18 protein-coding genes, 1 other RNA gene and 1 pseudogene are annotated in these 25,343 nt (G+C 47.7%); 4 read left to right on the top strand and 16 right to left on the bottom strand.

Annotated features, from left to right (window positions below; genetic code table 11):
- Positions 1-94: 94 nt before the first annotated feature.
- The 7 genes from COP04_RS14600 to cymR form a co-directional block, all read right to left on the bottom strand.
- Positions 95-1,156: an AI-2E family transporter gene (locus COP04_RS14600; protein WP_100488676.1), complete on the bottom strand. Its 1,062-nt coding sequence runs from the start codon at positions 1,154-1,156 to the stop codon at positions 95-97.
- A 72-nt stretch (positions 1,157-1,228) separates the two neighbouring features.
- Complete coding sequence (locus COP04_RS14605; RefSeq protein WP_100488677.1) at positions 1,229-1,426, bottom strand: hypothetical protein; 198 nt, start codon at positions 1,424-1,426, stop codon at positions 1,229-1,231.
- Between the two features lie 335 nt (positions 1,427-1,761).
- Complete coding sequence (gene recD2 / locus COP04_RS14610; RefSeq protein WP_100488678.1) at positions 1,762-4,071, bottom strand: SF1B family DNA helicase RecD2; 2,310 nt, start codon at positions 4,069-4,071, stop codon at positions 1,762-1,764.
- 48 nt (positions 4,072-4,119) lie between these two features.
- On the bottom strand, positions 4,120-4,884 hold the full coding sequence (locus tag COP04_RS14615) for a tetratricopeptide repeat protein (RefSeq protein ID WP_275656888.1): 765 nt from the start codon (positions 4,882-4,884) through the stop codon (positions 4,120-4,122).
- 48 nt (positions 4,885-4,932) lie between these two features.
- A complete protein-coding gene (mnmA, locus tag COP04_RS14620) occupies positions 4,933-6,066 on the bottom strand; it encodes a tRNA 2-thiouridine(34) synthase MnmA (protein ID WP_100488680.1) in 1,134 nt (377 codons plus the stop codon).
- Positions 6,063-7,229: a cysteine desulfurase family protein gene (locus COP04_RS14625; protein ID WP_100488681.1), complete on the bottom strand. Its 1,167-nt coding sequence runs from the start codon at positions 7,227-7,229 to the stop codon at positions 6,063-6,065. Before COP04_RS14625 ends, mnmA begins: the two co-directional genes overlap by 4 nt.
- 92 nt (positions 7,230-7,321) lie before the next feature.
- Positions 7,322-7,744 carry a cysteine metabolism transcriptional regulator CymR gene (cymR, locus tag COP04_RS14630; RefSeq protein ID WP_100488682.1) on the bottom strand — a complete coding sequence of 141 codons (423 nt, stop codon included), beginning with the start codon at positions 7,742-7,744 and terminating at the stop codon, positions 7,322-7,324.
- 274 nt (positions 7,745-8,018) lie between these two features.
- On the opposite strand from cymR, the gene COP04_RS14635 reads away from it, so the two are divergent.
- The 4 genes from COP04_RS14635 (at position 8,019) to COP04_RS14655 (ending at position 12,935) form a co-directional block, all read left to right on the top strand.
- The gene (locus COP04_RS14635; protein ID WP_239984892.1) at positions 8,019-9,491 is read left to right on the top strand and encodes a replication-associated recombination protein A; all 1,473 of its coding nucleotides are present in this window, start codon (positions 8,019-8,021) and stop codon (positions 9,489-9,491) included.
- A 326-nt stretch (positions 9,492-9,817) separates the two neighbouring features.
- Positions 9,818-10,513 (top strand): RsfA family transcriptional regulator, encoded by a 696-nt coding sequence (locus COP04_RS14645; protein WP_100488683.1) that lies wholly within the window; start codon positions 9,818-9,820, stop codon positions 10,511-10,513.
- 273 nt (positions 10,514-10,786) lie between these two features.
- Positions 10,787-11,821, top strand: a complete 1,035-nt coding sequence (locus COP04_RS14650; RefSeq protein WP_476749556.1) for a type IV pilus twitching motility protein PilT — start codon at positions 10,787-10,789, stop codon at positions 11,819-11,821.
- A 325-nt stretch (positions 11,822-12,146) separates the two neighbouring features.
- Complete coding sequence (locus COP04_RS14655) at positions 12,147-12,935, top strand: prepilin peptidase (protein WP_239984893.1); 789 nt, start codon at positions 12,147-12,149, stop codon at positions 12,933-12,935.
- A gap of 180 nt (positions 12,936-13,115) precedes the next feature.
- On the opposite strand, the gene ssrS is transcribed toward COP04_RS14655, so the two are convergent.
- The 9 genes and pseudogenes from ssrS to secD form a co-directional block, all read right to left on the bottom strand.
- Positions 13,116-13,298: non-coding RNA, 6S RNA (gene ssrS, locus COP04_RS14660), on the bottom strand.
- Between the two features lie 76 nt (positions 13,299-13,374).
- Complete coding sequence (gene aspS / locus COP04_RS14665) at positions 13,375-15,147, bottom strand: aspartate--tRNA ligase (RefSeq protein ID WP_100488685.1); 1,773 nt, start codon at positions 15,145-15,147, stop codon at positions 13,375-13,377.
- Positions 15,148-15,149: 2 nt separating this feature from the next.
- Positions 15,150-16,424 carry a histidine--tRNA ligase gene (gene hisS / locus COP04_RS14670; protein ID WP_157800324.1) on the bottom strand — a complete coding sequence of 425 codons (1,275 nt, stop codon included), beginning with the start codon at positions 16,422-16,424 and terminating at the stop codon, positions 15,150-15,152.
- A 482-nt stretch (positions 16,425-16,906) separates the two neighbouring features.
- Positions 16,907-17,371 (bottom strand): D-aminoacyl-tRNA deacylase, encoded by a 465-nt coding sequence (gene dtd, locus COP04_RS14675; protein WP_100488687.1) that lies wholly within the window; start codon positions 17,369-17,371, stop codon positions 16,907-16,909.
- A 25-nt stretch (positions 17,372-17,396) separates the two neighbouring features.
- Positions 17,397-19,565, bottom strand: coding sequence for a RelA/SpoT family protein (locus COP04_RS14680; RefSeq protein ID WP_100488688.1), 2,169 nt, complete (start codon positions 19,563-19,565; stop codon positions 17,397-17,399).
- Positions 19,566-19,769: 204 nt separating this feature from the next.
- Positions 19,770-20,282, bottom strand: a complete 513-nt coding sequence (locus tag COP04_RS14685; protein WP_100488689.1) for an adenine phosphoribosyltransferase — start codon at positions 20,280-20,282, stop codon at positions 19,770-19,772.
- Positions 20,272-22,629 (bottom strand): single-stranded-DNA-specific exonuclease RecJ, encoded by a 2,358-nt coding sequence (gene recJ, locus COP04_RS14690; protein ID WP_100488690.1) that lies wholly within the window; start codon positions 22,627-22,629, stop codon positions 20,272-20,274. The genes COP04_RS14685 and recJ overlap by 11 nt, the downstream gene beginning before the upstream one ends.
- A gap of 49 nt (positions 22,630-22,678) precedes the next feature.
- Positions 22,679-23,041, bottom strand: coding sequence for a LapA family protein (locus COP04_RS14695; RefSeq protein ID WP_100489709.1), 363 nt, complete (start codon positions 23,039-23,041; stop codon positions 22,679-22,681).
- A 32-nt stretch (positions 23,042-23,073) separates the two neighbouring features.
- Positions 23,074-25,342, bottom strand: a pseudogene (gene secD, locus COP04_RS14700) (protein translocase subunit SecD).
- Position 25,343: the final 1 nt, after the last annotated feature.

Consider the following 25,343-nt stretch of genomic DNA (forward strand, 5'->3'; position numbering starts at 1 on the left):
TTCAATTCGTTCGAACAGCTGCGGCTGCATCTGCTGTCGCTACTCTCTTCGTCTCGTTTTCATTATTCTGCCGCTATTATAGATGAAATTTCCCTTATTTGTCAATTGTCCGGAACCTTCCCTTCAGGTGGTGAAAGCAGGTACGGATAACGATAAAGCAGGGAATGGCCAGCAGCATGCCGATGATCCCGGCAAGTTCCCCGCCGATACCGAGCGAGAGCATAATATAAAGTGGATGAATATCCACACTTTTTCCGACAACAAATGGTTCGATGACATTTCCCTCGAGAAACTGGATCAGAAGGATCATCAGAATGACACCAATGACGGAATACATAGACTGAGTGGCAGCCATCAGTATAGCCGGAGCCGCCCCGATCAACGGTCCAAAATACGGAATAAGGTCAGTAGCCCCGATAAAAATACCAAAGACAATCGGGTAGGGCACTTTTAATATCCAAAGGCCGAGAGAAGCCATCACAGCAAGGATGGCGCAAACGGTCAGCTGGCCGCGAATGTAATCGCCTATAGAACGATCCATCTCTGCCAGCATTGCCGCCGTCTGGCTGCGCCATTTTTTCGGGATCAGATACAGTGCACCTTTTTTTATCCGGTCTGCATCCTTTAGAAAATAGAAAGCAAGAAAAGGAATAATAAACAGAGTGAAGAGTGACTGGATCAGTCCTGAACACCAATCCATCACTCTGTCGGACATGTTGCCGAAGCCCTGACGGATTCTGGCCAGTGCCTTATTGACCTGATCGTGCGCAGCCTCTGGAGTCGAACCGTAAACATGATCAATATTGGACTGGTATATCGCTTCGTATTTTGAAAATTCATTGTTCAGCCCGCGGATCTCATGGATGAAAATCGGACCGCCCTTGAAAAGGATCAGGCCGACAAGGCCAAAAAACAGCGCATAGATACCGAGAATGGCAACAGTTCTCGGCAATCCCACTCTGCTAATGCGTCTAACCAGCGGATGCAGCAGATATGCAATAACCCCCGCCGCGGCAAAGGGAAAAGCTACCCTTAGAATAAACTGCGCCAGCACGCTCAGCATCGGAAGCAGACGATAAAATAGATAACCATTCAAAAAAAGGAGCAAAATAATCGTTAACACTTTCATCCATTGCAAAGCGGGCCACTTGCGCATGGTCATCCCTCCATGCCTAGTCTTGCCCACTCGGTTGGAAAATCTTCATCCGCACGCGAAAAAACTAGCCAATCAAAAACCGTTCGCTTTTGCCTCAAGTTCCGATGCCTTAAAAAGGTCATCCAAAGTTGTCAAAGTCCCGTCTTCCTCAACCTGGCTGAGCGAGAGCTTCCCGTCTTCCAGGGTCAGTTCAATAAAACAATCCCAGCAATAATATTGGTTGGCACTCAATTTGCCGATATTTGTGCTTGAACAATTCGGACATTTCATTTGCTTTCACCTCGTGATGCAGAGGAAACCATTCCTTTATCCCTCCGCTTTGCTTATTCGCATCCATGTCCAAAAAAGCGAAAAAATATACCTGTTCTGAAACAGGTACAAAAAAATTTTATCGGGCAGCTAATAGTCGACATGCAACGTCTGCTATTCGACAAACAAATGATACGGCGGCAAACGCCGATAAATCTGAATGGATCGCGTTTATCCGCCTTATATTTTTGGCCTTCCGCAAAAATAAAAATCTTCGAAAATGCGTGACGTGCCGGGCGACAGCGACCAGCATGTTGCGCACTATCCGAATGCTTTTAAATCTCGTGCCAATTTTTTCATTTGATTGTTTCGTCTTTTACGCTTTCCAAAGGCATATGCAGTCGCTCTTGCAGCTTTTTCCCAAGATTTGAATGCCGCAGATCGATGTCATTCCGGCTGACCGCCTGATTAAAGGCTTCTGCATCGCCGCACAACATCAAATACTCTTTGCTGCGCGTCACTGCAGTATAAATCAGATTACGCCTGAGCATCCGATGATAGCCGCGGACAACCGGAAGGATGACAATCGGGAATTCACTGCCCTGCGCTTTATGGATAGAGCAGCAGTAGGCTAAAGTGAGCTGATTCAGATCGTGTTTCAGGTACTTGACTTCAATACCGTCAAAAGAAACGATAATTGTATCTTCATTATCTGTCGTTTCTTTCGCTTTCATAATAGCGGCAATTTCTCCGATATCCCCGTTGTACACCTGATCATCGGGATTATTGACAAGCTGAAGCACTTTGTCATGCACACGAAACACATGATCGCCATAGGTCAGGGAACGTTTCTGATCCGATCCAGGATTAAACAGTTGCTGCAAGGCTTCGTTGATTTTTTCAATACCGGCGTTGCCCCGATAAATCGGGGCAAGAACTTGAATATCTTTCGGCTGATAGCCCTTTTTCTCCGCACCTGAAGCGATCTGGCATACAGCCTCCACAACCTGGCCCTGGTGACAGGAAAAAAAACGGCGATCATTTCTGGGTGAAGACACATCTTGCACCGATCCTTCTTTAATCTGATGAGCGAGTTCGATAATCGATGAACCCTGTGCCTGGCGAAAAATGTCGGTCAGCTTGACAACCGGAATTACACCGGATTGAATCAGGTCGCTCAACACTTGCCCCGGTCCGACAGAGGGAAGCTGATCCTCGTCGCCGACAATGACCATCTTCATGCCTTCCGGAAGTGATTTCAGCAGCTGATTGGCAAGCCAGATGTCAACCATTGACATTTCGTCGACGACAAGCAGCTGCCCCTCAACCGGATCATCTTCATCATGGACATATCCTGATCCACCGGTCCAGCCGAGCAGGCGATGGATGGTCACCGCAGGAATTCCTGTCGATTCCTTCATCCGTTTGGCAGCCCGGCCCGTCGGTGCAACAAGCAATACAGGATAGGGATGCTCGCTGTCGTAATCTTTCGGCTCCAGCGAGAGGCTGTTGAGTTCCGCAAAAACCTCGACAATTCCGCGAATGACTGTCGTTTTACCTGTACCTGGCCCCCCCGTTAGAATCATCAGCGGAGACAAAATTGCCTGACGGATCGCTTTCTGCTGGCTTTCGGCATACTGCATCGACAATTTTTCCTCAACTTTTCCCAAAGCTTCAAGAAATTCTGTCTCTGAAAACTCATCAGAAGGGGCAGCCTGTTCCATCAATTTCTGAATTCCTGTCACAATCCCCTTTTCCGCATAATAAAGCTCCGGAAGATAGAGGTCTTCATCTTCACGGACCAGCTTTCCATCCTCTTCAAGAGTGTCCAGTTCACGGACAAGATCCTCTTCGCCAATCACCGGACCGAAAGATGTGAGCAGCTTTCGGGCGGCTTGAACCGTCTCTTCATAGGGCATAAAAACATGCCCGTCATTCATTGCCCGCTCATTCAGCCAGTAAAGAAAAGCGGCCTGGATCCGCGCCGGATTATTGCCTGTTATACCAAGGGTAGAAGCAAGCTCATCAGCACGCTGAAATCCGATTCCCTCAATATCTTCTATCAATTGATAGGGATTGTCCCTGATTATTTCGAGCGTCTCATCACCATAAGCCTGATAAATTTTCATCGCCAGTTGGGAGCCGAATCCGAAGTCAGACAGACCGATCAGTATTCTTTCCAGGCCCTCGTTTTTAAGCAGTGTCTCAGCGATAAAATTCGCTTTTTCTTTATCCAGTTTTGGTACGCTTTCAAGGCAGGAAGGATCGTTCAATATCTTTGTAATGGCATTGTCTCCAATCGCCTCAATGATCGATTGTGCCGTTTTCTTGCCAACTCCGGGGAAAAGGTCGCCCGACAGATACTGAACCATGCCCGTCCGCGACTGCGGCAGCAGTTTGTGGTAGCTCTCCACCTCATATTGCTGGCCATATCTCGGATGTGTTTTCAGCTTGCCGAAAAACTGATAGGTTTCATGCAGATGGGCGGCAGGAAAGTAGCCGACAACCGTAATTTCTTTTCCGTCCACAGGCTCATCCGTTTCAATAATTCTGATCATCATTACCGTGTAGCCATTATCGCTGTTTTGAAAAACAATGCGCTCCGGTTCACCTTTAATAGACGGTCGATCTTCCGAAAATAAATGCATTGATGCCTGTTCCGCCATGTTTCCCGCCACCCTTTCACTGCAGAATGTGTTCGCGGATTTCTATGATTAACTCCGGGTTTTGTCAGAGTATCCTTTTTTTTCAAGTTTTTTCAGTCCGTTTGCGGCAAGCATATGTCTGGGATTCAATGCGAGCGCTTTTGTAAAATGCGCCGCTGCTTCATGCTGNCAGAGTATCCTTTCAAGTTTTTTCAGTCCGTTTGCGGCAAGCATATGTCTGGGATTCAATGCGAGCGCTTTTGTAAAATGCGCCGCTGCTTCATGCTGCTGCTTGCGGAACGCGGCAACAACACCAAGATTATAATGAGCATCCGCATGGCGTGGATTCTCCCGAAGCACCGTAAGAAATTGCTTCTCTGCTGTCTCCAACTGACCGAAACGGGCCAATGCCAAGCCATACTGAAATCGCGCCTCCGTGTCTGAACTGTTCAGCTCAACAGCACGCTGAAAAGCGGCAAGCGCCTGCCCGTTTTTTCCAAGATTCAGAGCCGACCGGCCAATCATATAGTAGAGATCTCCGTTGTCCATTCCGTTGGCGCTTGCCTGATTAAAACGTTCAAGTGCTTGCCCAAAATCCCCCGACTCAAAAAGCGCATTGCCATATCCGAATGACGCAGCGGCATTATCCGGATCAATAGAGAGCGCCTTCTCAAAGAAAGCAGGCGCTCTTCCGGACTGACCGACAGTGATCAGCAAATTGCCGAAATTCGTGTAGCCTTCCGGATCGTCCGGATCAGCAGATATTGCCTGATCCAAGACGTGGGCAGCCTCCCCGAATTTCCTCATTTTTAATAGCCTATAGACTTTCTCCATTTCACTCTTCAAATCGATCCACTCCAAGCCTGCAAAAAAGCCCGGCTCTCAAATCGGAGCCGAGTCTGCAAAGTCAATAACTGCATCCGTTCCCTGATTCAGAACAGTGCTTATCGTTGCTCCGCCAAGGCAGGCATCACCATCATAAAGGACTACCGCCTGGCCAGGTGTAATCGCCCACTCCAATTCGTCAAACACAACTTCCAGGCGGTTATCCGGCAACACATGAACTGTTACCGGACGATCTTTCTGGCGATAGCGGAACTTTGCGGTGCAGTGAAAAACCTGCTTTTCCGGTGCCCCGCTGATCCAGTTCACGTTCTCTGCGATCAAGCCCTGCGAGTAAAGCGCAGGATGATCTTTGCCCGGTACGACGTAAAGAATATTATGCTTTACATCTTTCCCGCAAACAAACCATGGACCGCCCGGGCCGCCGATACCCAGTCCCTGGCGCTGGCCGTTCGTGTAATACATCAATCCGTCATGATAGCCCTTCAGTTCACCGTTTACCGTTCGGATCTCGCCGCGGTTAGCCGGTAGATAGTGGCTGAGAAATTCTTTAAAATTGCGTTCCCCGATAAAACAAATCCCAGTGCTGTCTTTTTTATCCGCCGTTGCCAGATGATGGTTGCGGGCGATTTCCCGGACTTCCGGTTTTTCAAGATCACCAAGAGGGAAGATTACTTTTGAGATCTGTTCTTGGGACAACTGATTCAGAAAATAGGTCTGATCTTTGTTCTGGTCAACCGAGCGAATCATCCAAGTTTTCCCATCTTTTTGTTCTGTTCGTGCATAATGACCGGTTGCTACGTAATCTGCGCCGAGAGACAAGGCATGATCCAGAAACGCCTTGAATTTAATCTCCTTATTGCAAACGACATCCGGATTCGGTGTCCGGCCGGCTTTGTATTCTTCAAGAAAATAAGTGAAAACGCGGTCCCAGTACTGCTTTTCAAAGTTTACCGCATAATATGGGATACCGATTTGGTTGGCCACCCGTACGACGTCCTCAAAATCTTCGGTTGCTGTGCAAACGCCGTTTTCATCCGTGTCGTCCCAATTTTTCATAAAAATACCGACTACATCATAGCCCTTCCGTTTCAGCAGAAGAGCGGCAACTGAAGAATCCACACCGCCCGACATGCCAACGACAACCCTCGTATGACTGGGTAATTTCGTCAAAGCCTTTCACCAGCCTTTCCTGATTCAACAAGCTCGCGAACCGCACGGGCAATCACTGTACCCGCCTGTGCAACAAGCTCAGGTGTGCTGCCGCTACCGAAACTGATTCTGATCGAGCTCCGGGTTTCCGGTGCGCCCGTACCAAACATCGCAGTGAGGACATGGGACGGTTCCACCGAGCCCGCTGTGCAGGCCGAACCGCTAGATACAGCAATTCCCTCAAGATCGAGTTTTGTGAGCAGTGCTTCCACCTGAGTCCCTGGAAAATACAGATTCAACACCTGTGGAAGAAAGTGTTCAGGATTTCCATTAATCCGATAGCTGACCTCCGCTGCGTCCAAAGTTTTCAGCAAAACCCGCCGTACACGGAGGCAGGCGTCGATCCGTTCCGGCAGATGATCCGCTACGATATCAACCGCTTTGCCCAGCCCGGCAATTGCCGGAACATTCTCAGTGCCGGCGCGCCGTTTCCGTTCCTGATCACCGCCATGGGTAAATGATTCGAGTGCAACCCCGTCACGTACATAAAGAAAGCCAATGCCTTTAGGACCGCCGATTTTATGTCCGGTCATCGACAGAAGATCAATCGGGGTATCTTTCACGTCCATGTCCACTGTACCAAATGCCTGAACCGCATCGGTGTGAAACAAAGCCTGGTGGGAGGAAAGTAAATCTGCGATCTCGCGTATCGGCTGAACGGTCCCGACTTCGTTATTGCCATACATGATCGTTACAAGAATCGTATCAGCGCGCAATTTTGACTTTAAATCATCTATTGAAATCCGACCGGTTTGATCGACATCGAGATAATCGACATCAAATCCCTGACTCTCAAGATACTCGCACGTTCTGAATACTCCGTGATGCTCAATTTTAGTCGTAATAATATGCTTCCCGAATTTTCGGTTCGCCAGAGCAGCTCCGATAATAGCCATATTATCGCCTTCGGTGCCCCCGCTCGTAAAAACGATTTCCCTGCTCCCCGCTCCGATATATTTTGCAATGGCGTGGCGCGCATCATCGATGATCTTACGCGCCTGCCTGCCGAACGAATGAATACTTGAAGGATTACCAATTGCATTCTGATAGGTTTCTACCATTACTTTCAGTACCTTCGGATCAATCGGCGTTGTCGCAGCATGATCAAGATAAATAGGATCCATGCCAGATCACTCCCTTATTAAATCATTCAGATTTTAATGGACAGATCAGACACCGGGAATTTTCTTCTCCATGCTCTGCCTGCCCTCCTTTTTCAGATATAAAACATGTCAGGATCCTGAACCTGCGGGTCGGAATCATAATGGATCAGGTCATCAAGTGTTGTCCCCTGGAGGACATCCTTGACGGCATCTCTGATTTTTACCCACAGTTCCCTTTTGGCCGGATCGTCATCTTCCATAACCTCGACCGGCTGAATCGGTCCTTCCAGCACGCGGATGACATCAGCGGCGGTAATCTCATTGGGCATCTTTGAAAGTACATAACCCCCGTACGCACCGCGGACACTGCTGACCAGTCCCGCATTTCGAAGCGGTGCAATTAACTGCTCCAGATAGTGTTCCGACAGATTATGTTCGTTCGCGATCGCTTTAAGCGACAGCGGGCCCCTTCCTTTATTTTTTGCCAGAGCCATCATAATCGTCAGCCCGTAGCGTCCTTTAGTCGAAATCTTCATGACGAACCTCCTCATTTTACTGTCAGATGACAGTGTAAACCAATATATATTCAGAAGTTATATAATTGTAAGACCACGGCTGATGGTCGGGAGCATCATGTTTCGCCCTTTCCTTCTAAAACAGCCAGTCAGTTAATGCAAAATCAAAAAGCGCCTGATCATCTATGGTAAAATAGGAACAGACTCTAGGTTATTATAGACGAAAAATGTACGTCTTGCACGTTTTTAAGTCTGCATATCTTTTGAAACCGTACTGGATGAAAGGATGACGGTGATGGATCTTTTTGATTTTCCTGCTGAAGAGCCGGGCAGCGCTGGCGGACGGCCGCTCGCCGACAGGATGCGGCCACAGACATTGGATGAGTTCGTCGGCCAGGATCAGATTGTCGGTGAAGGCCGGCTTCTTCGGCGAGCGATACAGGCCGATAAACTGACACCGATGATCTTCTTCGGTCCTCCGGGAACGGGAAAAACAACATTAGCGCATATTATTGCGAAATCGACTTCTGCCTATTTCGAGCAGTTGAACGCTGTGACGGCAGGCGTCGGTGATTTGAGAAAAATTATTGCCGGAGCGGAAGACCGTCTGAAATTTGATCAGCAGAAAACAATCCTTTTTATCGACGAAATCCATCGTTTTAATAAAAGCCAGCAGGATGCCCTGCTTCCATCTGTTGAGAAGGGAACCATCATCCTGATCGGCGCTACGACGGAAAGCCCGATGTTTGAAATCAATCCCGCGCTGCTTTCCAGATCGCGCCTCTTCCGCTTCGTCCCGCTTACCCAGGAGAACATCCGGAAGATACTTGATCATGCATTAAGCGACAAGAAAAAGGGCTACGGCGATTATAAGATTCAGGCGGATAGCGATGCACTCGATCATCTCGTCCGAGTGGCAAACGGCGACAGCCGGACTGCTTTGCATGCTCTTGAACTCGCTGTTCTGACGACGGATCCGGATAAAGACGGTGTCATCCACATTGACCGGAGCGTCGCCGAAGAATCGATTCAGGAAAAAGTGCTGCAGTATGATAAAAAAGGGGACAATCATTATGATACGGTCTCCGCTTTTATCAAAAGCATGCGCGGATCCGATCCCGATGCGACACTGTACTGGCTGGCCAAAATGATTGCCGCGGGAGAAGATCCGAAATTCATCGCCCGGCGGATTTTTATCCATGCTGCGGAGGACGTCGGCCTGGCCGATCCGAATGCTATTCTGGTCGCCAACGCCGCGGTGACTGCCGTAACCTTTATCGGGCTGCCCGAAGCGCGCATTCCACTGGCCGAAGCGGCGCTCTATGTCGCCACCGCGCCTAAAAGCAATGCTGCGGTCGTNTGGCCGATCCCTATTCTGGTCGCCAACGCCGCGGTGACTGCCGTAACCTTTATCGGGCTGCCCGAAGCGCGCATTCCACTGGCCGAAGCGGCGCTCTATGTCGCCACCGCGCCTAAAAGCAATGCTGCGGTCGTTGGAATCGACCAGGCGCTGTCGACAGTAAAAAATGAGAAAACCGGTGAAGTCCCGATGCACCTTCGCGATGCGCATTATAAAGGTGCGGAGAAGCTTGGGCACGGTAAGGGTTATCTTTACCCGCATGACTTTGAAGGCGGCTATGTCCCTCAGGACTATCTGCCGGAGCATCTGCAAAACAAGAAATTCTATCACCCGTCCCCGCGCGGTTATGAACGCACAGTGCAAAAAAGATTGGACTATTTTGTCCACAGGGACCAGGAGAAAAAATAAGAGATTTCCTTCAACAATGACTCTTATCTTTTTTACTGATTAAATAAAGTTGTGTATAAAGAAAACTTGGCAAAGCCAAGCCTCTGGCGCAGGCTGCGCCTTAGTTGTGACGGCCATGGATGGCCTAATGCCGAACATGCCACAGGACGTGGCGTTTTATGTTCGGCCGCTTATAATCCGCTAAAATTTTATACTTTCTTATAGTATAAAAAATTTTCTGATTGTCTATCCTTCTTACATAAAGTTAAAGATTATTTAAGGGAATGGCGGGGCCCTGCTTCGCAAGTTTCCTTTAAGTAGCAAGAATGCAAGAAGGAGAGAATACCATGACAAAAGTGAGACAAGATGCCTGGTCGCACGAAGACGACCTGCTGCTTGCAGAAACCGTGCTGCGCCATATCCGTGAGGGAAGCACGCAGCTGGACGCATTTGAAGAAGTCGGCGACCGGCTGAACCGGACCGGCGCTGCCTGCGGTTTTCGCTGGAATGCTATCGTCCGTAGAAAATATGAGCAGGCGATCAGCATTGCCAAGAAACAGCGCAAACAAAAAAAGCGGAACGAGCAGCGCGCACGGGTTGTCCATCCATCACCCGCTATTCCTGCAATGGAAACCGCTTATCTGACCGATCCGGCAGAAGTACATCAACCGGATGAACCGGCTCACACCGTGCCTGAAAACGAGACTGAACGCCAGGCAGCTGAGCAGGACGCTATTAGTCTTCCCGAAGTCATTTCATATTTGCAGACACTTCAGCATGGCACAGCGATGAGCGACCGGCTGGAACGCGAGAACGGACACCTGAAAACAGAAAACAGCCGACTTTTACAAAAAGTCGATGAACTGGAAAAAGAGGTCGGGAACCTGCAAAACCGGCAGCAGACCGTTGAGGATGATTACCAGGCACTGATCGGCATCATGGATCGTGCCCGAAGAATGGTCGCATTTCAGGACCAGGCTTCCGATCAGGGCGCCACATTCAAAATGGACCAGAACGGTAATCTGGAGAAAATTGCAAAGTAAGAAATATCATTTAGTAAAAAAATATTATATGATGAAAAACAGCCGTAAGATAATGCTAGACCCCTTCTTATGGTTGTTTTTTATTCAAATTTTAAATTTACCGTCTGCCCTGAAAATAAATCCCTGTTTCCGATCAACCCCTGTTTGTCGTATAATATTTCTAAAGTCCTACATAATTTTTATTTTCTATCGTCCAGATTAACAGATTTACCTACGGTATAGCGTTCATCCTTTGTTAAAGTACTTTTCCGAATTTCAGCAGAGAGGACTGCAATTATGATTAATAGTTTAAGAGAATATTTGGAAACTGCCTGTGAACGAAAAGCCTCAGATCTTCATATTTCTGTCGGCATTCCGCCAACCATAAGGACAAATGGTGAACTTGTAGCGCTTGAACGTCCGGACATTACTCCTGAAGATACAGAAACAATGATCAGGAGCATTTTATCGGACGAGCAATTGGCCAAACTGAACAGCCAGGGTGAACTCGATTTTTCTTTTAGCATCCCTAAGTTATCGCGATTCCGCGTTAACGCCTTCAGGCAACGTTCTTGCCTCAGTCTTGCTTTTCGGGTGATTCCGCAGAATATTCCTGATCTGGCATCGCTTCATTTACCTGATGAATTGAGGGCACTCTCTCACCGTTCACACGGACTGCTTTTGGTAACCGGCCCTGCCGGCAGTGGAAAATCAACAACGCTGGCTGCACTCGTGGACGATATGAATAAAAACGCAAGAAAACATGTTATTACACTTGAAGATCCAATCGAATACTTGCACAAACACAATCAGTGTATTATTCAGCAGCGAGAGGTAGGAAGTGACACACAGTCATTCGCAGTCGGCCTGCGCGCCGCACTCCGCGAAGATCCCGATGTTATTCTCGTCGGTGAATTGCATGACATGGATACTATACGAACTGCCCTTACAGCAGCTGAAACCGGTCATCTTGTGCTGGCAGCGATGCACACGAGTGATGCCGTATCAACTGTGAATCGACTGATAGATATCTTTCCCGCTGAACAGCAGGGACAGATACGGGTTCAGCTTGCTGCTGAACTCGCTGCCGTGATCTCACAGCGCCTTTTCCCGACTTCTGATTTTTCCGGAAGAAGGGTTGCCACAGAAGTGATGATTAACAATAAGAACATTGGACATCTGATCCGTGAAGGAAAAATATATCAGATTCCAAGTGTCATTCAAGTGGATCATGCATCTGGAATGCAGACCATGGCTTCCTGTATACAAGGCCTGCTTGCCCGTAAAGCGATCGCCACTGACGCTGTTGTACCGCTTCTGAAACGTTAGAAAATCTGTTTGAAGAGCGAAAATTCAGGATTGATCAGAATAGCTGAAACTCCCTTTTGTTTGTTAAAGAAAACTTGGCAAAGCCAAGCCTCTGGTGCAGGCTGAGCCTTAGTTGTGACGGCCATGGATGGCCTAATGCCGAACATGCCACAGGACGTGGCGTTTTATGTTCGGCCGCTTACAATCCGCTAAAATTTTATACTTTCTTATAGTAAAATAAAGAAACTTATCCGGCACAGGAAAGACATTTTAATCATGCATTAAACGAATACCGGAGTCTCTTTTCCGAGATCGTTTCAACCTCATAGAGGCAGGTGCACCATAAATGTTTGTTATGAGCATATATGTTACCGTCGCTGGTTTGGTTCTTGGCTCTTTTTACAATGTTGTCGGTCTTCGGGTGACCGGGGGGCAATCAATTGTTGCTCCACCTTCACGGTGCCCCTCTTGCGGACAGCGTCTCAGATTTCGTGATCTGGTTCCGGTTTTTTCATTTATTATACTAAGAGGAAGATGCCGGTCGTGCCATCAAAAAATTTCAATGATTTATCCGATCATTGAAGCATCAACCGGACTGCTGTTTTTGTTTAACTTTTTTCATGCAAAGTCCACTGAAGAAATGCTAACGGGATGGCTTTTAGTTTCTCTTCTGATGATTGTACTCGTCACAGACTTAACCAAAATGATCATTCCTGATAAAATTCTCATCTGTTTTCTTGTCTTCTTTATCATTTTCCGCTTTATTTTCCAACCTTCACCATGGTGGGATTCGCTGCTTGGTACCGCCGTCGGTTTTTCTCTTTTGGCTCTCATCGCTTTTATCAGCCGCGGGGGGATGGGCGGCGGTGATGTGAAACTTTTTGCGGTTATTGGAGCGCTTACAGGTACAAAAATGGTGCTCTTCGGTTTCTTTCTGTCTACACTTTTCGGATCTATGATTGGTATGTGTTGTTTGCTGACAGGCTTAATCAAACGGAGACAACCGATTCCTTTCGTGCCCTTCATTGCAATGGGAATGCTTGCTGCCTTTTTCTTTGGCAATGAATTATTTTCATATTATATGAATTTTTTTGAGGCACTTAATCTCAATTTTCTGTCCGCTTTATTACCCTGATTAGTATTAGTTCATCTCGAAAATGAACCGAATCAAGTAAAATTAGAACCGAAACGCAGTCCAATCCAATGCAGCTGAGTTGATCTTCACGCTTTCGTGATTAGTCGAAGCTACATGATGCAAAAAACCGGGATCAAGGCATTTACCTTGATCCCGGTTTACTTTTAATCTGAAAAACAAGAAAGTCCCGAATGTGCCGTTGTGAAGCCGCAGCTTTGAAACCCGCTCGTGAGCAGGTGGGTGCCCTGTTTCACAGTTTACGGGTCCCGGCGCGGGCATGCGTGACGAGTGAAAACAACGGACTCCCATTCAATATATGTTCGGTCAAAACATATCGACATTCGACTAACACTTCAGGATTTCCTTCAATTTCTGAATCTATAATAGCATAGTTGAAAGCGCTTATCAAGTACTACATTCTACCAATTTCAAGCCAAGGTCACTTCAGCAGTGTCGCTACATCCAGATGCAGTTCGTTGAGCTGCTGATCGCTGACTTCGCTTGGTGCATGTGTCAGCAGATCCGAGGCACTGGCTGTCTTCGGAAAAGCAATCGTATCCCTAAGGCTGGAGCGTCCGGCAAGCAGCATGACAATCCGGTCAATGCCAAGCGCCATGCCGCCATGCGGCGGAGTGCCATACTCAAACGCCTCCATCAGAAAACCGAATTGTTTTTCTGCCCGCTCTTTGGTAAAGCCAAGCACTTTAAACATTTTTTCCTGCATGTCATGATTGCTGATGCGCTCTGAACCACTGCCCAACTCAAACCCATTCAGTATCATATCGTAAGATTGCGCACGGACACTGCCCGGATCACTCTGAATCTTGCCCATATCTTCCAGAACCGGCATTGTGAATGGATGGTGCTCGGCAACGAACCGGTGCTCCTCTTCACTGTAAGAAAGCAGCGGAAATTCCGTGACCCAGAGGAAGTTGAACGCCGACTTATCAATCAGGTCCAGCATCTTCCCGAGATGTAACCGTAAAGCACCCAGACTGTCAGCAACGATCTTTTTCTTGTCGGCGACAAAAAGCAGCAGGTCTCCCGGCTCAGCATTGGTCCGTTCAACGATCCGCGCCGTCAATGCCTCATCAAAGAACTTGGCGATCGGGCCTTTCATCCCACCTTCCTCAACCTTCAGCCAGGCCAGTCCCTTTGCTCCAAATGGTGACACAATAGCCCTCAGATCTTCGTCGACTTGCTTACGGGAGAAATGCGCGGCCTTGCCCTTGACGTTAATCGCCTTGACCTGTCCGCCTTTTTCCTGGACTTCCTTAAAAACTTTCAACGTACTGTCGGCGGCAATGTCCGTCAGATCAATCAGCGTCATGCCGAATCGTGTATCCGGTTTATCGCTGCCGTACAGATCCATTGCCTGAGCATAAGTCAGACGCTTAAAGGGCCGCGGAACATCGATGCCCTTGACTTTTTTCACAAGATTAACGAGCATTTCCTCAATCATGTCCTGAAAAGGCTTGATCTCAAAAAAAGACATTTCAATGTCAACCTGCGTAAATTCCGGTTGACGGTCGGCACGCAGATCCTCGTCGCGGAAGCAGCGGGCAATCTGATAATATTTTTCTATACCCGAAGCCATCAGCAGCTGTTTGAAGAGTTGAGGTGATTGCGGCAGTGCATAGAATTCTCCCGGGTGGACGCGGCTCGGGACGAGATAGTCGCGGGCTCCTTCCGGTGTGCTTTTTGTCAGAATCGGCGTTTCAATATCGAGAAAGTCTCTCTCATCAAGAAAACTTCTGAGCGTGTGCGTCACTCTGTTACGCATTTTAAATGTTTCAAGCATCTCCGGACGCCTTAAATCAAGATAACGGTATCTCAGGCGGACGTCCTCTGAAGCTTCGATGCTGTCTTCAATCGGAAACGGCGGCGTTTTTGATTGATTCAGCACATGAATCTCGTTGATCATGATTTCGATATCGCCGGTCTTTATTTTTGGATTGACAGCCTCCGGATCACGCTTCGCCACTGTCCCTGTTACGGAGAGGCAGTATTCACTCCGCACCTTGTCGGCCATGTTCCAAGCCTCCTGAGAAACCTTTGGATTGAATACGATCTGCACAAAACCGGAACGATCTCTCAGGTCAATAAAAATGACACCGCCGAGGTCTCTCCTTTTTTGCACCCAACCGGCAAGGGTTACGGTTTTCCCCGCCGATTCTGCGGTCAATTCACCGCAATTTGCATTTCGATACATGTTTACACCCCACTGCTTATCTTTGATTTAATGTAGTCTGCCAGCGAAACAAATGCGACATGTTCCTGCGTCCCGTCAGCCATATTCTTTACAACCGCCTGCTGCTGCTTCAGTTCCTCATCACCGATCACAACGACAAATTTTGCATGGTCTCTGTCAGCCTGCTTAAACTGCGCTTTCACTTTTCGATCCATGTAATCCTTATCAGCGCGAAGCCCGGCCTGACGCAATTCATAAAGAACAACGGAAGCTTTCTTCCCGGCTTCTTCCCCGATCGTCGAGATAAAACAATCCAGTGCATCTTCGCTCTGAAGCGAGATATGTTCAACTTCCAGTGCGAGCAGCAGACGCTCAATGCTCAGGGCGAACCCGACACCAGGTGTTTCCGGTCCGCCCAGTTCGCTGACCAGGCCGTTGTATCGGCCGCCACCGGTGAGCGTCGTTATGGTTCCTTTACTGGATCCCATAATTTCAAAGGTTGTGTGATTGTAATAGTCCAGCCCTCTGACCAGTGTCGGATCCAGTTCATATTCGATACCCATGTCATTCAGCATTTGTTTGACTTTATCAAAATAAACTCGGGCAGCGTCTGTCAAATAATCCATGATGGACGGTGCAGTCTTCATCAGGGGATGATTGTGGTCCTCTTTGCAGTCCAAAATGCGCAGCGGGTTTTTTTCCAGTCTTCTCTGACAATCCTCACAGAATTCACCAATGGACGGCTTGAAGTGGGAAATCAGTGCCTCTCGGTGAGCAGCGCGGCTCTCGGGATCGCCCAGGCTGTTCAGAACCAGCTTTAATTTTTTTAGGCCGAGTGATCGATAAAAAGTCATTGCAAGAGCGATTACTTCAGCGTCAATGGACGGATCTTTGGAGCCAAGCGCTTCAACGCCGAATTGTGTGAACTGGCGCGTCCGCCCCGACTGAGGCCGTTCATAACGGAACATAGGCCCGATATAATACATTTTTGCCGGCTGATTCGGCAGCCCGTACAACTTGTGCTCGACAAACGCCCGCACGACAGAAGCCGTTCCCTCCGGCCTCAGCGTCAGGCTGCGATCGCCCCTGTCTTTGAAACTATACATTTCTTTCTGAACAATATCGGTTGTGTCACCGACACCTCTCTGAAACAAGTCTGTCGATTCAAAAACAGGGGTACGGATCTCCTTATAATTGAACAGCGTACAGACCCTTCTTGCGGTCTCTTCGATCTTCTGCCAGACTGCCGATTCATCCGGCATGACATCGTAAGTCCCGCGTGGAATTTGAATAAGCAAAACGCATTCCTCCTTCATCTGATCTCTGTTTTCTCTTTTTAAGTGATGTTCAAAAAGTCCGGGAAAAACTGCCGGATACTAAAAAAGCCCCTGTCCGCCATAAAACATGACAGACAAGGGACGAATGAACATTCGCGGTGCCACCCTTGAATTGAAACTTCATCAGAAGTTTCCTCTCAATCCGGTTAACGCCCGGCCATCGGTTCTTCCTACTTGCCATCCGGCTTTCAGAAAAACACCTCAGGAGTGTCCAACTGTGGCAGCCACGCCAGACACGCTCTCAGCCCTCGGCGCATCATCTCTTTGACAGCAAATTCCACAGTTTTTCTCCCTCACTGGTTTGTCTTTTTATAGTACGAATAATCTCAGAAAATGTCAAGGAGTGGAAAACCAATCTCTATACCGGTTACATTAAGAGTCTGCGCAAAAAGGCGGCGAAGAGAGTCGCCGCTGATCATTCGGTAATTTTTTGAACACCCTCTTTAATATAATGAACCATTTTTATGCGGTTTGCTCTCCACAACTAAGGTCACTGGCCCATCATTGACCAGCGAGACTTCCATCATAGCTCCGAAAATGCCGGTTGCAACTTCAAGCCCCTGGCCCCTCAGCCTGTCATTAAAGGATTCATACAGCGGCTCAGCTTCCTCCGGCCGCGCCGCCTCGATAAAACTCGGACGCCGCCCGCGTGTTGTGTCACCATATAAAGTGAACTGTGAAACTGACAGGATCGATCCGTCGATATCAAGAATCGATCGATTCATTTTATTCGTTTCATCTTCAAAAATACGCAGAGCGGCGATTTTATCCGCGACGTAATAAATATCCTCCTGGGTGTCGCCCACTCTGATTCCTACAAGAAGGAGCAGCCCGTGATGAATGCTTCCAACTGTCTCACCGCCAACTTCAACGACGGCTTTTTTGACGCGCTGCAGGACAACTCTCATAAAACCCCATCCTCCGGTTAGAAAATTATTGCATTACCCGGCGTACTGAATAAATATCCGAAATTCTCTTGATTTTATCAACCACGCGATACAGGTGGTCGATGTTTGTAATGGCAATCGTCATGCTGATGGATGCGACTTTATTTTTGTCGGCGCGCCCTTTGACAGCGTTGATCGGCGTGTGAGTATCAGAAACACATTGCAGTACCTCGTTAAGCAGGCCGTTCCTGTCATATGCCGTAATCTCAATGTCTACGTTGTATTCTTTCGATTTCGATTCATTATTTTCCCATTCGACTTCCATCAGCCGCTGATCTTCTTCATTTTTAATATTCGGGCAGTCCTCGCGGTGAATCGTAACGCCCCTGCCTCGGGTAACGTAACCGACAATCGAATCGCCCGGAACTGGATTGCAGCAGCGTGCCAGCCGGATCAGCATATTGTCGATACCTTTGACCCGAACGCCAAGTGACGTTCTTCTTTGATTGCTTGTTTTTGTTTCAGCGACCTGCTTCACCACTTCTTCGGTTTCCGGTTCTTTAGTTTTCTTATTGTCTTCTGTCAGGCGGGTGACAACCTGTTTGGCTGGAATTCCGTTATAGCCCACGGCGGCAAAAAGTTCATTTTCATGTGAGAAATTAAACTTTTTCACAACACTGGCAATGTTTTCGTCCGTCAGTGTATCTTTAAGGCTGATACTCTGACTGCGCAGCTCCTTCTCAATCATGTCACGGCCCTTTGCAACGTTCTCCTGACGCTCCTGACGCTTAAACCATTGCCTGATCTTGTTCTTGACTGCCGAACTCTGGGCAATTTTCAGCCAGTCGCGGCTCGGACCATAAGAATGCTTTGAAGTCATGACCTCGACGATATCGCCGGTTTTCAGCCGATAATCCAGCGGCACCATTTTTCCATTGACTCTGGCTCCCACGGTTTTGTTTCCGATTTCAGTATGGATTCTGTAAGCAAAATCAATCGGAACAGATCCAACGGGAAGCTCGATAACATCCCCTTTTGGCGTAAAGACAAAAACGGTATCGGAAAACAGATCCATTTTCAGCGATTCCATAAATTCCTTGGCATCATCCGTCTCATTCTGATACTCGAGGATCTCGCGGAACCACGTCAGCTTGTCTTCAAATTTATTGTTGATATTCTTTGTTTTACCTTCCTTATAAGCCCAGTGGGCCGCAATTCCGTATTCGGCGACATCATGCATCTCTTCGGTTCTGATCTGTACCTCGAGCGGATCACCTTTCGGCCCGATAACGGTTGTATGCAGCGACTGATACATATTAGCTTTCGGCATAGCGATATAATCCTTGAAACGACCTGGCATCGGCTTCCAGTGTGTGTGAATAATCCCCAGTATGGCATAACAGTCTTTGATGCTCTCGACAATAATCCGAACCGCAAAAAGATCATAGATTTCATTAAATTGCTTGTGCTGATTCACCATCTTGCGATAAATGCTGTAAATATGTTTCGGACGCCCGGAAATTTCCGCCTCGATTTGCACCGATTTGACATACTTTTTCAGATCATCCACAACCTGAGAGATGTAGGCTTCCCGCTCTTCCCGTTTCTGTTTCATCAGATTGACGATTTTATAATATTGCTGCGGTTTCAAATAACGCAGCGAGATATCTTCCAATTCCCATTTAATCGCGGAAATACCAAGCCGGTTAGCCAGCGGAGCGAATATTTCGAGCGTTTCATTCGCTTTCTGTATCTGTTTTTCCGGTGTCATGAACTTGAGTGTCCGCATGTTATGCAGGCGATCGGCCAGTTTGACAATCACACAGCGGAGATCACGCGCCATGGCGACAAACATTTTCCGGTGATTCTCCGCCTGCTGATCTTCCTTCGAAGTATACTCAAAATGCCGCAATTTGGTTACACCATCGACAAGTGTTGCGACATTTTCGCCAAATTCCTTCCGAATATCTTCAAGTGTAATCGGAGTATCTTCGACCACATCATGAAGAAAGCCGCTGATAATCGTCGTTACATCCATTTTCAGATCGACAAGTATTCCTGCGACCTCCACAGGGTGTGTGATATAAGGCTCTCCGGATTTGCGCAACTGGCCTTCATGAGCTTTGTGCGCAAATTCATAAGCTTCTTTTATAAGTTCAATATCTTTTTTTTCAAGATATGTCGATGCTTTTTCAATCAGTTCGTCCATCGTCATGGTATCATCACCTATGGAACCTTCATTGTAATAAGTAGATTATGATCATTATCTGAAAAAAACAGATTAATGTAAAGTTTTTAATTTCAGTTTCCTCAAAAACCAGCTTACCACTCAAGATAACGGCGACTGTCGACGGCAGTGTCGCCGAAATAAAGTTGAAAAAAGAGTGCCCGCACGCAGGCACTCTCTCCAGATTTATTATCAATAATCAATTAGTGAAAGCACATCATAATCTTTGAGCAGCCGCTGGCCGTTCAGTGCCTTCAACTCGATCAGAAAAGCAGCGCCAACGACAACGCCTCCCAAACTTTTGACAAGTTTAATTGTTGCGTCAATCGTTCCTCCGGTTGCCAGCAAATCATCCGTAACGAGCACACGCTGGCCCGGTTTGATCGAATCTTTATGAATACACAGTTCATCCAGGCCATATTCTTTTTCATAGGAAACAGTCGCCACTTCACGCGGTAGTTTCCCCGGCTTTCTCACAGGGACAAAACCAACATTCAGAGCGTATGCAAGCGGACCTCCGATCACAAAGCCGCGGGCTTCCGGCCCGACGATCACTTCCGCTTTTTTATTTTTGGCAAACTCGGCCATCTCATCAATTGCGGAGCGGTAAACCGATCCGACCTCAAGCAGCGAAGTGATATCCCTGAAGTTTACCCCTTTTGTAGGAAAATCCATTACCGATTCAATGTACTTTTTATAATCCATTTGTAGTCTCCTCCGGCTCGGCTGACTGTTCCCCGTTTTTCATCTTTTCCACAAACCATGCCTTCAATGATGAAATCGGCGAGTAGCAAAAAAAATCTTCCAGCTCCAGCTGATTCTTTTCTTTCATATAGGTATCCGATTCGGTCAACGGCGCCTTTACCGGCACTGGATTCATCGTCAAAACACCATTATCTATTTTAACAAAACCCAATTCAAAAAACACCTTTGTCATAAAAAAAACAGTGCGCTCCGACCAGCCTTTGAATCTGGCAATCTGCCCTGCCATTGAATCGAGTTTAAAAGAGTGTTCGCGGCGTATCAGGGCATAATACCATATAAAATGTTTACGGGTTGGGAACGCGGAAAAAAAATGATCTTCATTGTGTGCAAAAACTGCATAGATCTGATTGACCGCGGGGCTGTCCCGTATCAGTTCAGACAGCTGTTCTCTGCTCTCGGGAAGATCCAGCAGAATGAGTGCCGGTCTTGTGCAAGTCATCCCAGGGTGAAACAGTACCGTTTCCACGCCACCGTTAAAGCGTTCCGCATTCTCAGCGTGAAAAGCGAGGACGGACGATGAATGCTCGGGCAGTGCCGCAAGCTTATTCCCAAGCTCACGTTCTGATCGCCAGTCAAAGACTTGAGGACCGTCGATACGCAGATCTTCAATCAGGAATTGCGGTTTTCTGAATCCGTTCCACTCGTTGATCTGGCATTCGCCAATCACACTGATCCTGTCAGTTGGGGAAATGCGGCTGACCGCCTGGCCAAACCCGAAGCCAATGCCATCCAGCTCAGCCTGCTCTCCTTTGAAAGTAACTTTCATGTGTGCACTTTCACGTCCAATAGCGCTGATTTTCCTCAGTGCCACAGCATTCATTTGAAAGACAGGACGCGGATTGCCGATCCCAAATGGAGCAAGCATCGCCAATTGATCAATCTGCTTTACTGTGACCTGATCCGGAAGGCAAACCTCTTCAACTGGTATTCTGTGAATCATCATTTCTTCGCGTAGTTCACTTCCTGCAAGGCGAACAAAATCATCTCTGAATGCGTCAATTTCATCTGTGGAAAGGGACAGTCCGGCAGCCATTTGGTGACCACCAAACTGTATCAGGTGAGCCGCGCACTCTGAGAGCCCCCTATAGAGGTTAAAACCATCAATGCTGCGGCCGGAACCTTTCGCAACGCCGGTCTTTTCATCAATACTCAGGATGACGACCGGCCGGTAATATTTTTCGACAATTCGGGATGCAGCAATACCGATCACGCCTTGATGCCATCCTGTTCCAGCAAGGACAAGCGCTTGATCACCCTTACGGACATAGTTGACAGCCATGATCTCTGCCTCACCGAATACTTGATCGACCAACTTTTTCCTTTGCTGATTCAGTGATTCAAGCTGATCGGCAAGCTTATCCGATTTTTCCGGATCATCAGAAAGAAGCAGACGAATAGCCGGATCTGCGTCTGTCAGCCTGCCGGCAGCGTTGAGCCATGGGGCCATCTGAAACCCCACCGCATCGCTGTCCACTGAACCGGCATGCCCTGTTTTAGCCTTCAATGCATCGATTCCAGCCAGCGAACCTACACTGATTTTTTCCAATCCTGAAAATGCAATCATCCGGTTTTCATCGATGAGCGGGACCAAATCGGCAATCGTCCCTATTGCCGCTAATGCCAGCCAGTTTTCATCGAACAGGTTCTCCCCGGCGCACAGGCTTTGTACCAATTTCAGGACTACTCCTGCCCCTGACAGACCCTTAAATGGATAATGACACCCGGATTGTTTTGGATTCAGAATGGCATAGGCTTCGGGGAGGACGTCCGGCGGTTCATGATGATCAGTAACGATATAATCAATCCCCAGAGATCTCGCCCGTTCTGCTGCTTGAATGGCCGCGATTCCTGAATCCACGGTAACAATCAGTCCAATACCGTCATGCTGCGCGGCGTCTACCGCTCGAACGTTTGGTCCATAGCCGTCACTGAAACGGTTCGGAATGTAATATGAAACATCAGCTCCGACCTTTTTCAATGCCCGACACAACAATGCAGTTGAAGTTACGCCATCCGCATCATAATCGCCAAAAATACGGATGGGCTGATTTCCAGCGATGGCAGCCCTGATACGTGCCGTTACTTCTTTCATCCCAAGCATGGTTTCCGGATCATAATAAGAAGCCTTTTCCGGATGTAAAAAAAGAGCCGCGCTGCCAGGCTCTTCGATACCACGCAGAACCAACAGCCGCGCGGTCATCTCGGAAATTTTGATTGCTTCTGAGAGTTCACGGACTTTATCTTGATCAGCTTTTTTCATGATCCATTGAAATTTTGATTGCAACATTCCGCCACAGTGCCTCCCTGACCTCATTCGTATTTGCACAGGCAAAATGTTACCTTCTGAAATGGGATCTCTTTTTTATCGACGACCGGGTTTCTTCCTCATCGTTGTCGTCAGCTGGTGCTCCTTCAACGTGTGCTTCACTGCCGTCTCCCGGATGCAGCTGTGCCGCCATCCGACGGATTTCCCGCTCCAGCCGACTGATCTGACGCCGCTGCCTGTATATTTTCAAGTACGTAAAAGACCCGACCAGAATCACACCGGCCATCAGCGAAATAACAATCACAAGGATCAGAGGGAGGTTTGCACTGCCAACCAGAAAATTGAAAGGGACTTCGTTTACGTTGGCAATCGACAGAAGCACAATCACTAGCGCAAAGATCAGTACCATCAGAAGGTTCCATTGTTTTTTCACGAGCCTTGCTCCTTTAAACTTAGTGCTCAAGATCATTCATCAGTTTGTGTGCGAACCGTTCTTTTTTGCCTTCTGGAAGCAAGATAGTTCGCCTTCAGCACTGCCCAAAGAGGGCATGCAATGCAGATGGATGAATAAACGCCGCAAATCAGTCCGACAAAAAGCGCAATGGTAAAGGTACGAATTGATTCACTGCCAAAGATCAGAAGAAAAATAACCGGGAAAAGAACGGTCAATACAGTATTCACAGACCGTGTTAATGTTTCACGGATACTCAGATTCACAACATCACCCAGCTCCTGAAGCGTTGACAACCTTTTCCTGCTCAGTTTGATGTTTTCACGGACGCGGTCAAATGTCACAATGGTATCGTTAATCGAGTAACCGACAATCGTCAGCACCGCAGAAATAAACAGAATATCGACCTCAATGTGAAAGAGACTGAATACAGTCACAATGATAAACGCATCGTGAATCAGCGCCAGCACCGCTGTAAGCCCCTGCAAAAATTCAAATCGAATCCAGACATAAATAATAATAAACAGCGAAGCGATGATCAAGGCGTATATTCCATTTTTCGCCAGATCACGCCCGACCTGCGGGGAGACGGTGCTGACGTTCGGATTGACATTAAACTGTTTCTGAATGCCGCTCTTGATCTGCGCAATCTGATTCTGGTTCAGCTCCTGATTCAGGCGCACCGTTGCGATATCGTTATGATTCCCTGAAAGTACGGGCGTTCCGGGATTATAACCCATACTCGTAAATGTTTGGGTTACTTTAGCGACCGATATCGGCTGATTAATTTGGATATCAATACGCGTACCGCTTGAAAAATCGATGCCCAGATTAAGATGGAAGACAAAAAGCGAAATAATGCCAAGCATAATCAGCGTGCTTGATAATATGAAAAAAACATTTCTGTGCTTCATAAAATCAAGATGGTTGTAAAATCTATTATAATGTTTGTAATTCATATCGTTTTTAGTGTTCACGAATATCACTCCTCTTGACACCGAACAGCCACGGTTTCGCATTCAGGGCTTTGCTGTGGACCAGAAGGCCAAGCAGTAGACGTGCGCCATAGACAGAGGTAATGAAAGTGACGCAATTACTGATCAGAAGCATAACGGCAAACCCCTTGACGGAGCTTTCCCCAAAAATAAACAAAACAGCTCCAGCGATAATGGTTGTCATGTTGGCATCCACAACCGTCGGCAACGCGCGCTTGCTCCCTGCCCTGAAGGCGGACAAAATCGACTTGCCGCTGCGTATCTCGTCTTTGATACGTTCAAGAGTAATGATGTTGGCATCAACAGCCATCCCGATGCCAAGGATCATCGCGGCAATGCCCGGCAACGTAAGCACAGCCTGCAACCCGACAAACACGCCCATAACGATGTAAATATAGAAAGCAAGACTGATATCGGCAATCAGTCCGCCCAGCCTGTAAAAAAGCAGCATGAAAAGAAGGATTACCGCAACACCCAGTGCCCCGGCAAAGAGCGTATCCTGCATCGAATTCTGTCCATACTGGGCGCCGACAGACGTTGAATAAATTTCATCCATTTTCACTGGCAGTGATCCGGAGTTCAGCAGATCCTTCAACGTTGTCGCCTGCTGAACCGTAAAATTGCCGGTGATCTGGACATCGCTTGTATTCAACACACTGGCTACTGATGGGTTGGAAATGTACTTATGGTTCGCTTTTCCAAGCTCCTTCTCATAAGAATCTCCTTTTTGGTAGTCCATCCAGATGACCAATACATTGTCTGGCTGGTTATTTGTTACCGTATTCGAGTAAGAGAGAATTTTTTTCGTCACATTGGCAAATTTATTCGAATCCTTCAGCTGCAACGTGACCATCGGATGATTCAGGCTGTCAAAGGCGACCTGTGCCTTTCCCGGTTGCAGATCTGAGCCATCCAGCATCAGCCGATCCTTATAATCCCGGAATGTCAGATTGGCGGTCGTCGACAGCAGCTGGCGCGCACGTTTTTCATCCTTAACGCCCGGCAGTTGAACATCGATTCGGTTGCCGTTCTGGATGGAAATGCTTGGTTCGCTGACACCCAGGACATTGATTCGTTTATTGAGGGCGGCAACCGCATTACTCATCGTATTTTGATCGATTTTCTGTCCGGCTTTCAGTGGCTTGACCTGATAAAGAACCTCAAACCCGCCTTTCAGGTCAAGACCCAGTTTCACATTATGTATGATGGGCATCGTAACCAAACCTAATATAACAGCTGAAACAATCAAAATTGCAAAAAAGGAAAAAACATGTCCTTTTTTAACCATA

This window comes from Sporolactobacillus pectinivorans, from assembly GCF_002802965.1.
GTDB classification, from domain to species: domain Bacteria; phylum Bacillota; class Bacilli; order Bacillales; family Sporolactobacillaceae; genus Sporolactobacillus; species Sporolactobacillus pectinivorans.

Coding starts and splice junctions, on each gene's coding strand:
- COP04_RS14600 (WP_100488676.1), bottom strand. CDS start 1,156: ATGCGCAAGTGGCCCGCTTTGCAATGGATGAAAGTGTTAACGATTATT.
- COP04_RS14605 (WP_100488677.1), bottom strand. CDS start 1,426: ATGAAATGTCCGAATTGTTCAAGCACAAATATCGGCAAATTGAGTGCC.
- recD2 (WP_100488678.1), bottom strand. CDS start 4,071: ATGGCGGAACAGGCATCAATGCATTTATTTTCGGAAGATCGACCGTCT.
- COP04_RS14625 (WP_100488681.1), bottom strand. CDS start 7,229: ATGGATCCTATTTATCTTGATCATGCTGCGACAACGCCGATTGATCCG.
- cymR (WP_100488682.1), bottom strand. CDS start 7,744: ATGAAGATTTCGACTAAAGGACGCTACGGGCTGACGATTATGATGGCT.
- COP04_RS14645 (WP_100488683.1), top strand. CDS start 9,818: ATGACAAAAGTGAGACAAGATGCCTGGTCGCACGAAGACGACCTGCTG.
- COP04_RS14655 (WP_239984893.1), top strand. CDS start 12,147: ATGTTTGTTATGAGCATATATGTTACCGTCGCTGGTTTGGTTCTTGGC.
- aspS (WP_100488685.1), bottom strand. CDS start 15,147: ATGTATCGAAATGCAAATTGCGGTGAATTGACCGCAGAATCGGCGGGG.
- dtd (WP_100488687.1), bottom strand. CDS start 17,371: ATGAGAGTTGTCCTGCAGCGCGTCAAAAAAGCCGTCGTTGAAGTTGGC.
- COP04_RS14680 (WP_100488688.1), bottom strand. CDS start 19,565: ATGACGATGGACGAACTGATTGAAAAAGCATCGACATATCTTGAAAAA.
- COP04_RS14685 (WP_100488689.1), bottom strand. CDS start 20,282: ATGGATTATAAAAAGTACATTGAATCGGTAATGGATTTTCCTACAAAA.
- recJ (WP_100488690.1), bottom strand. CDS start 22,629: ATGTTGCAATCAAAATTTCAATGGATCATGAAAAAAGCTGATCAAGAT.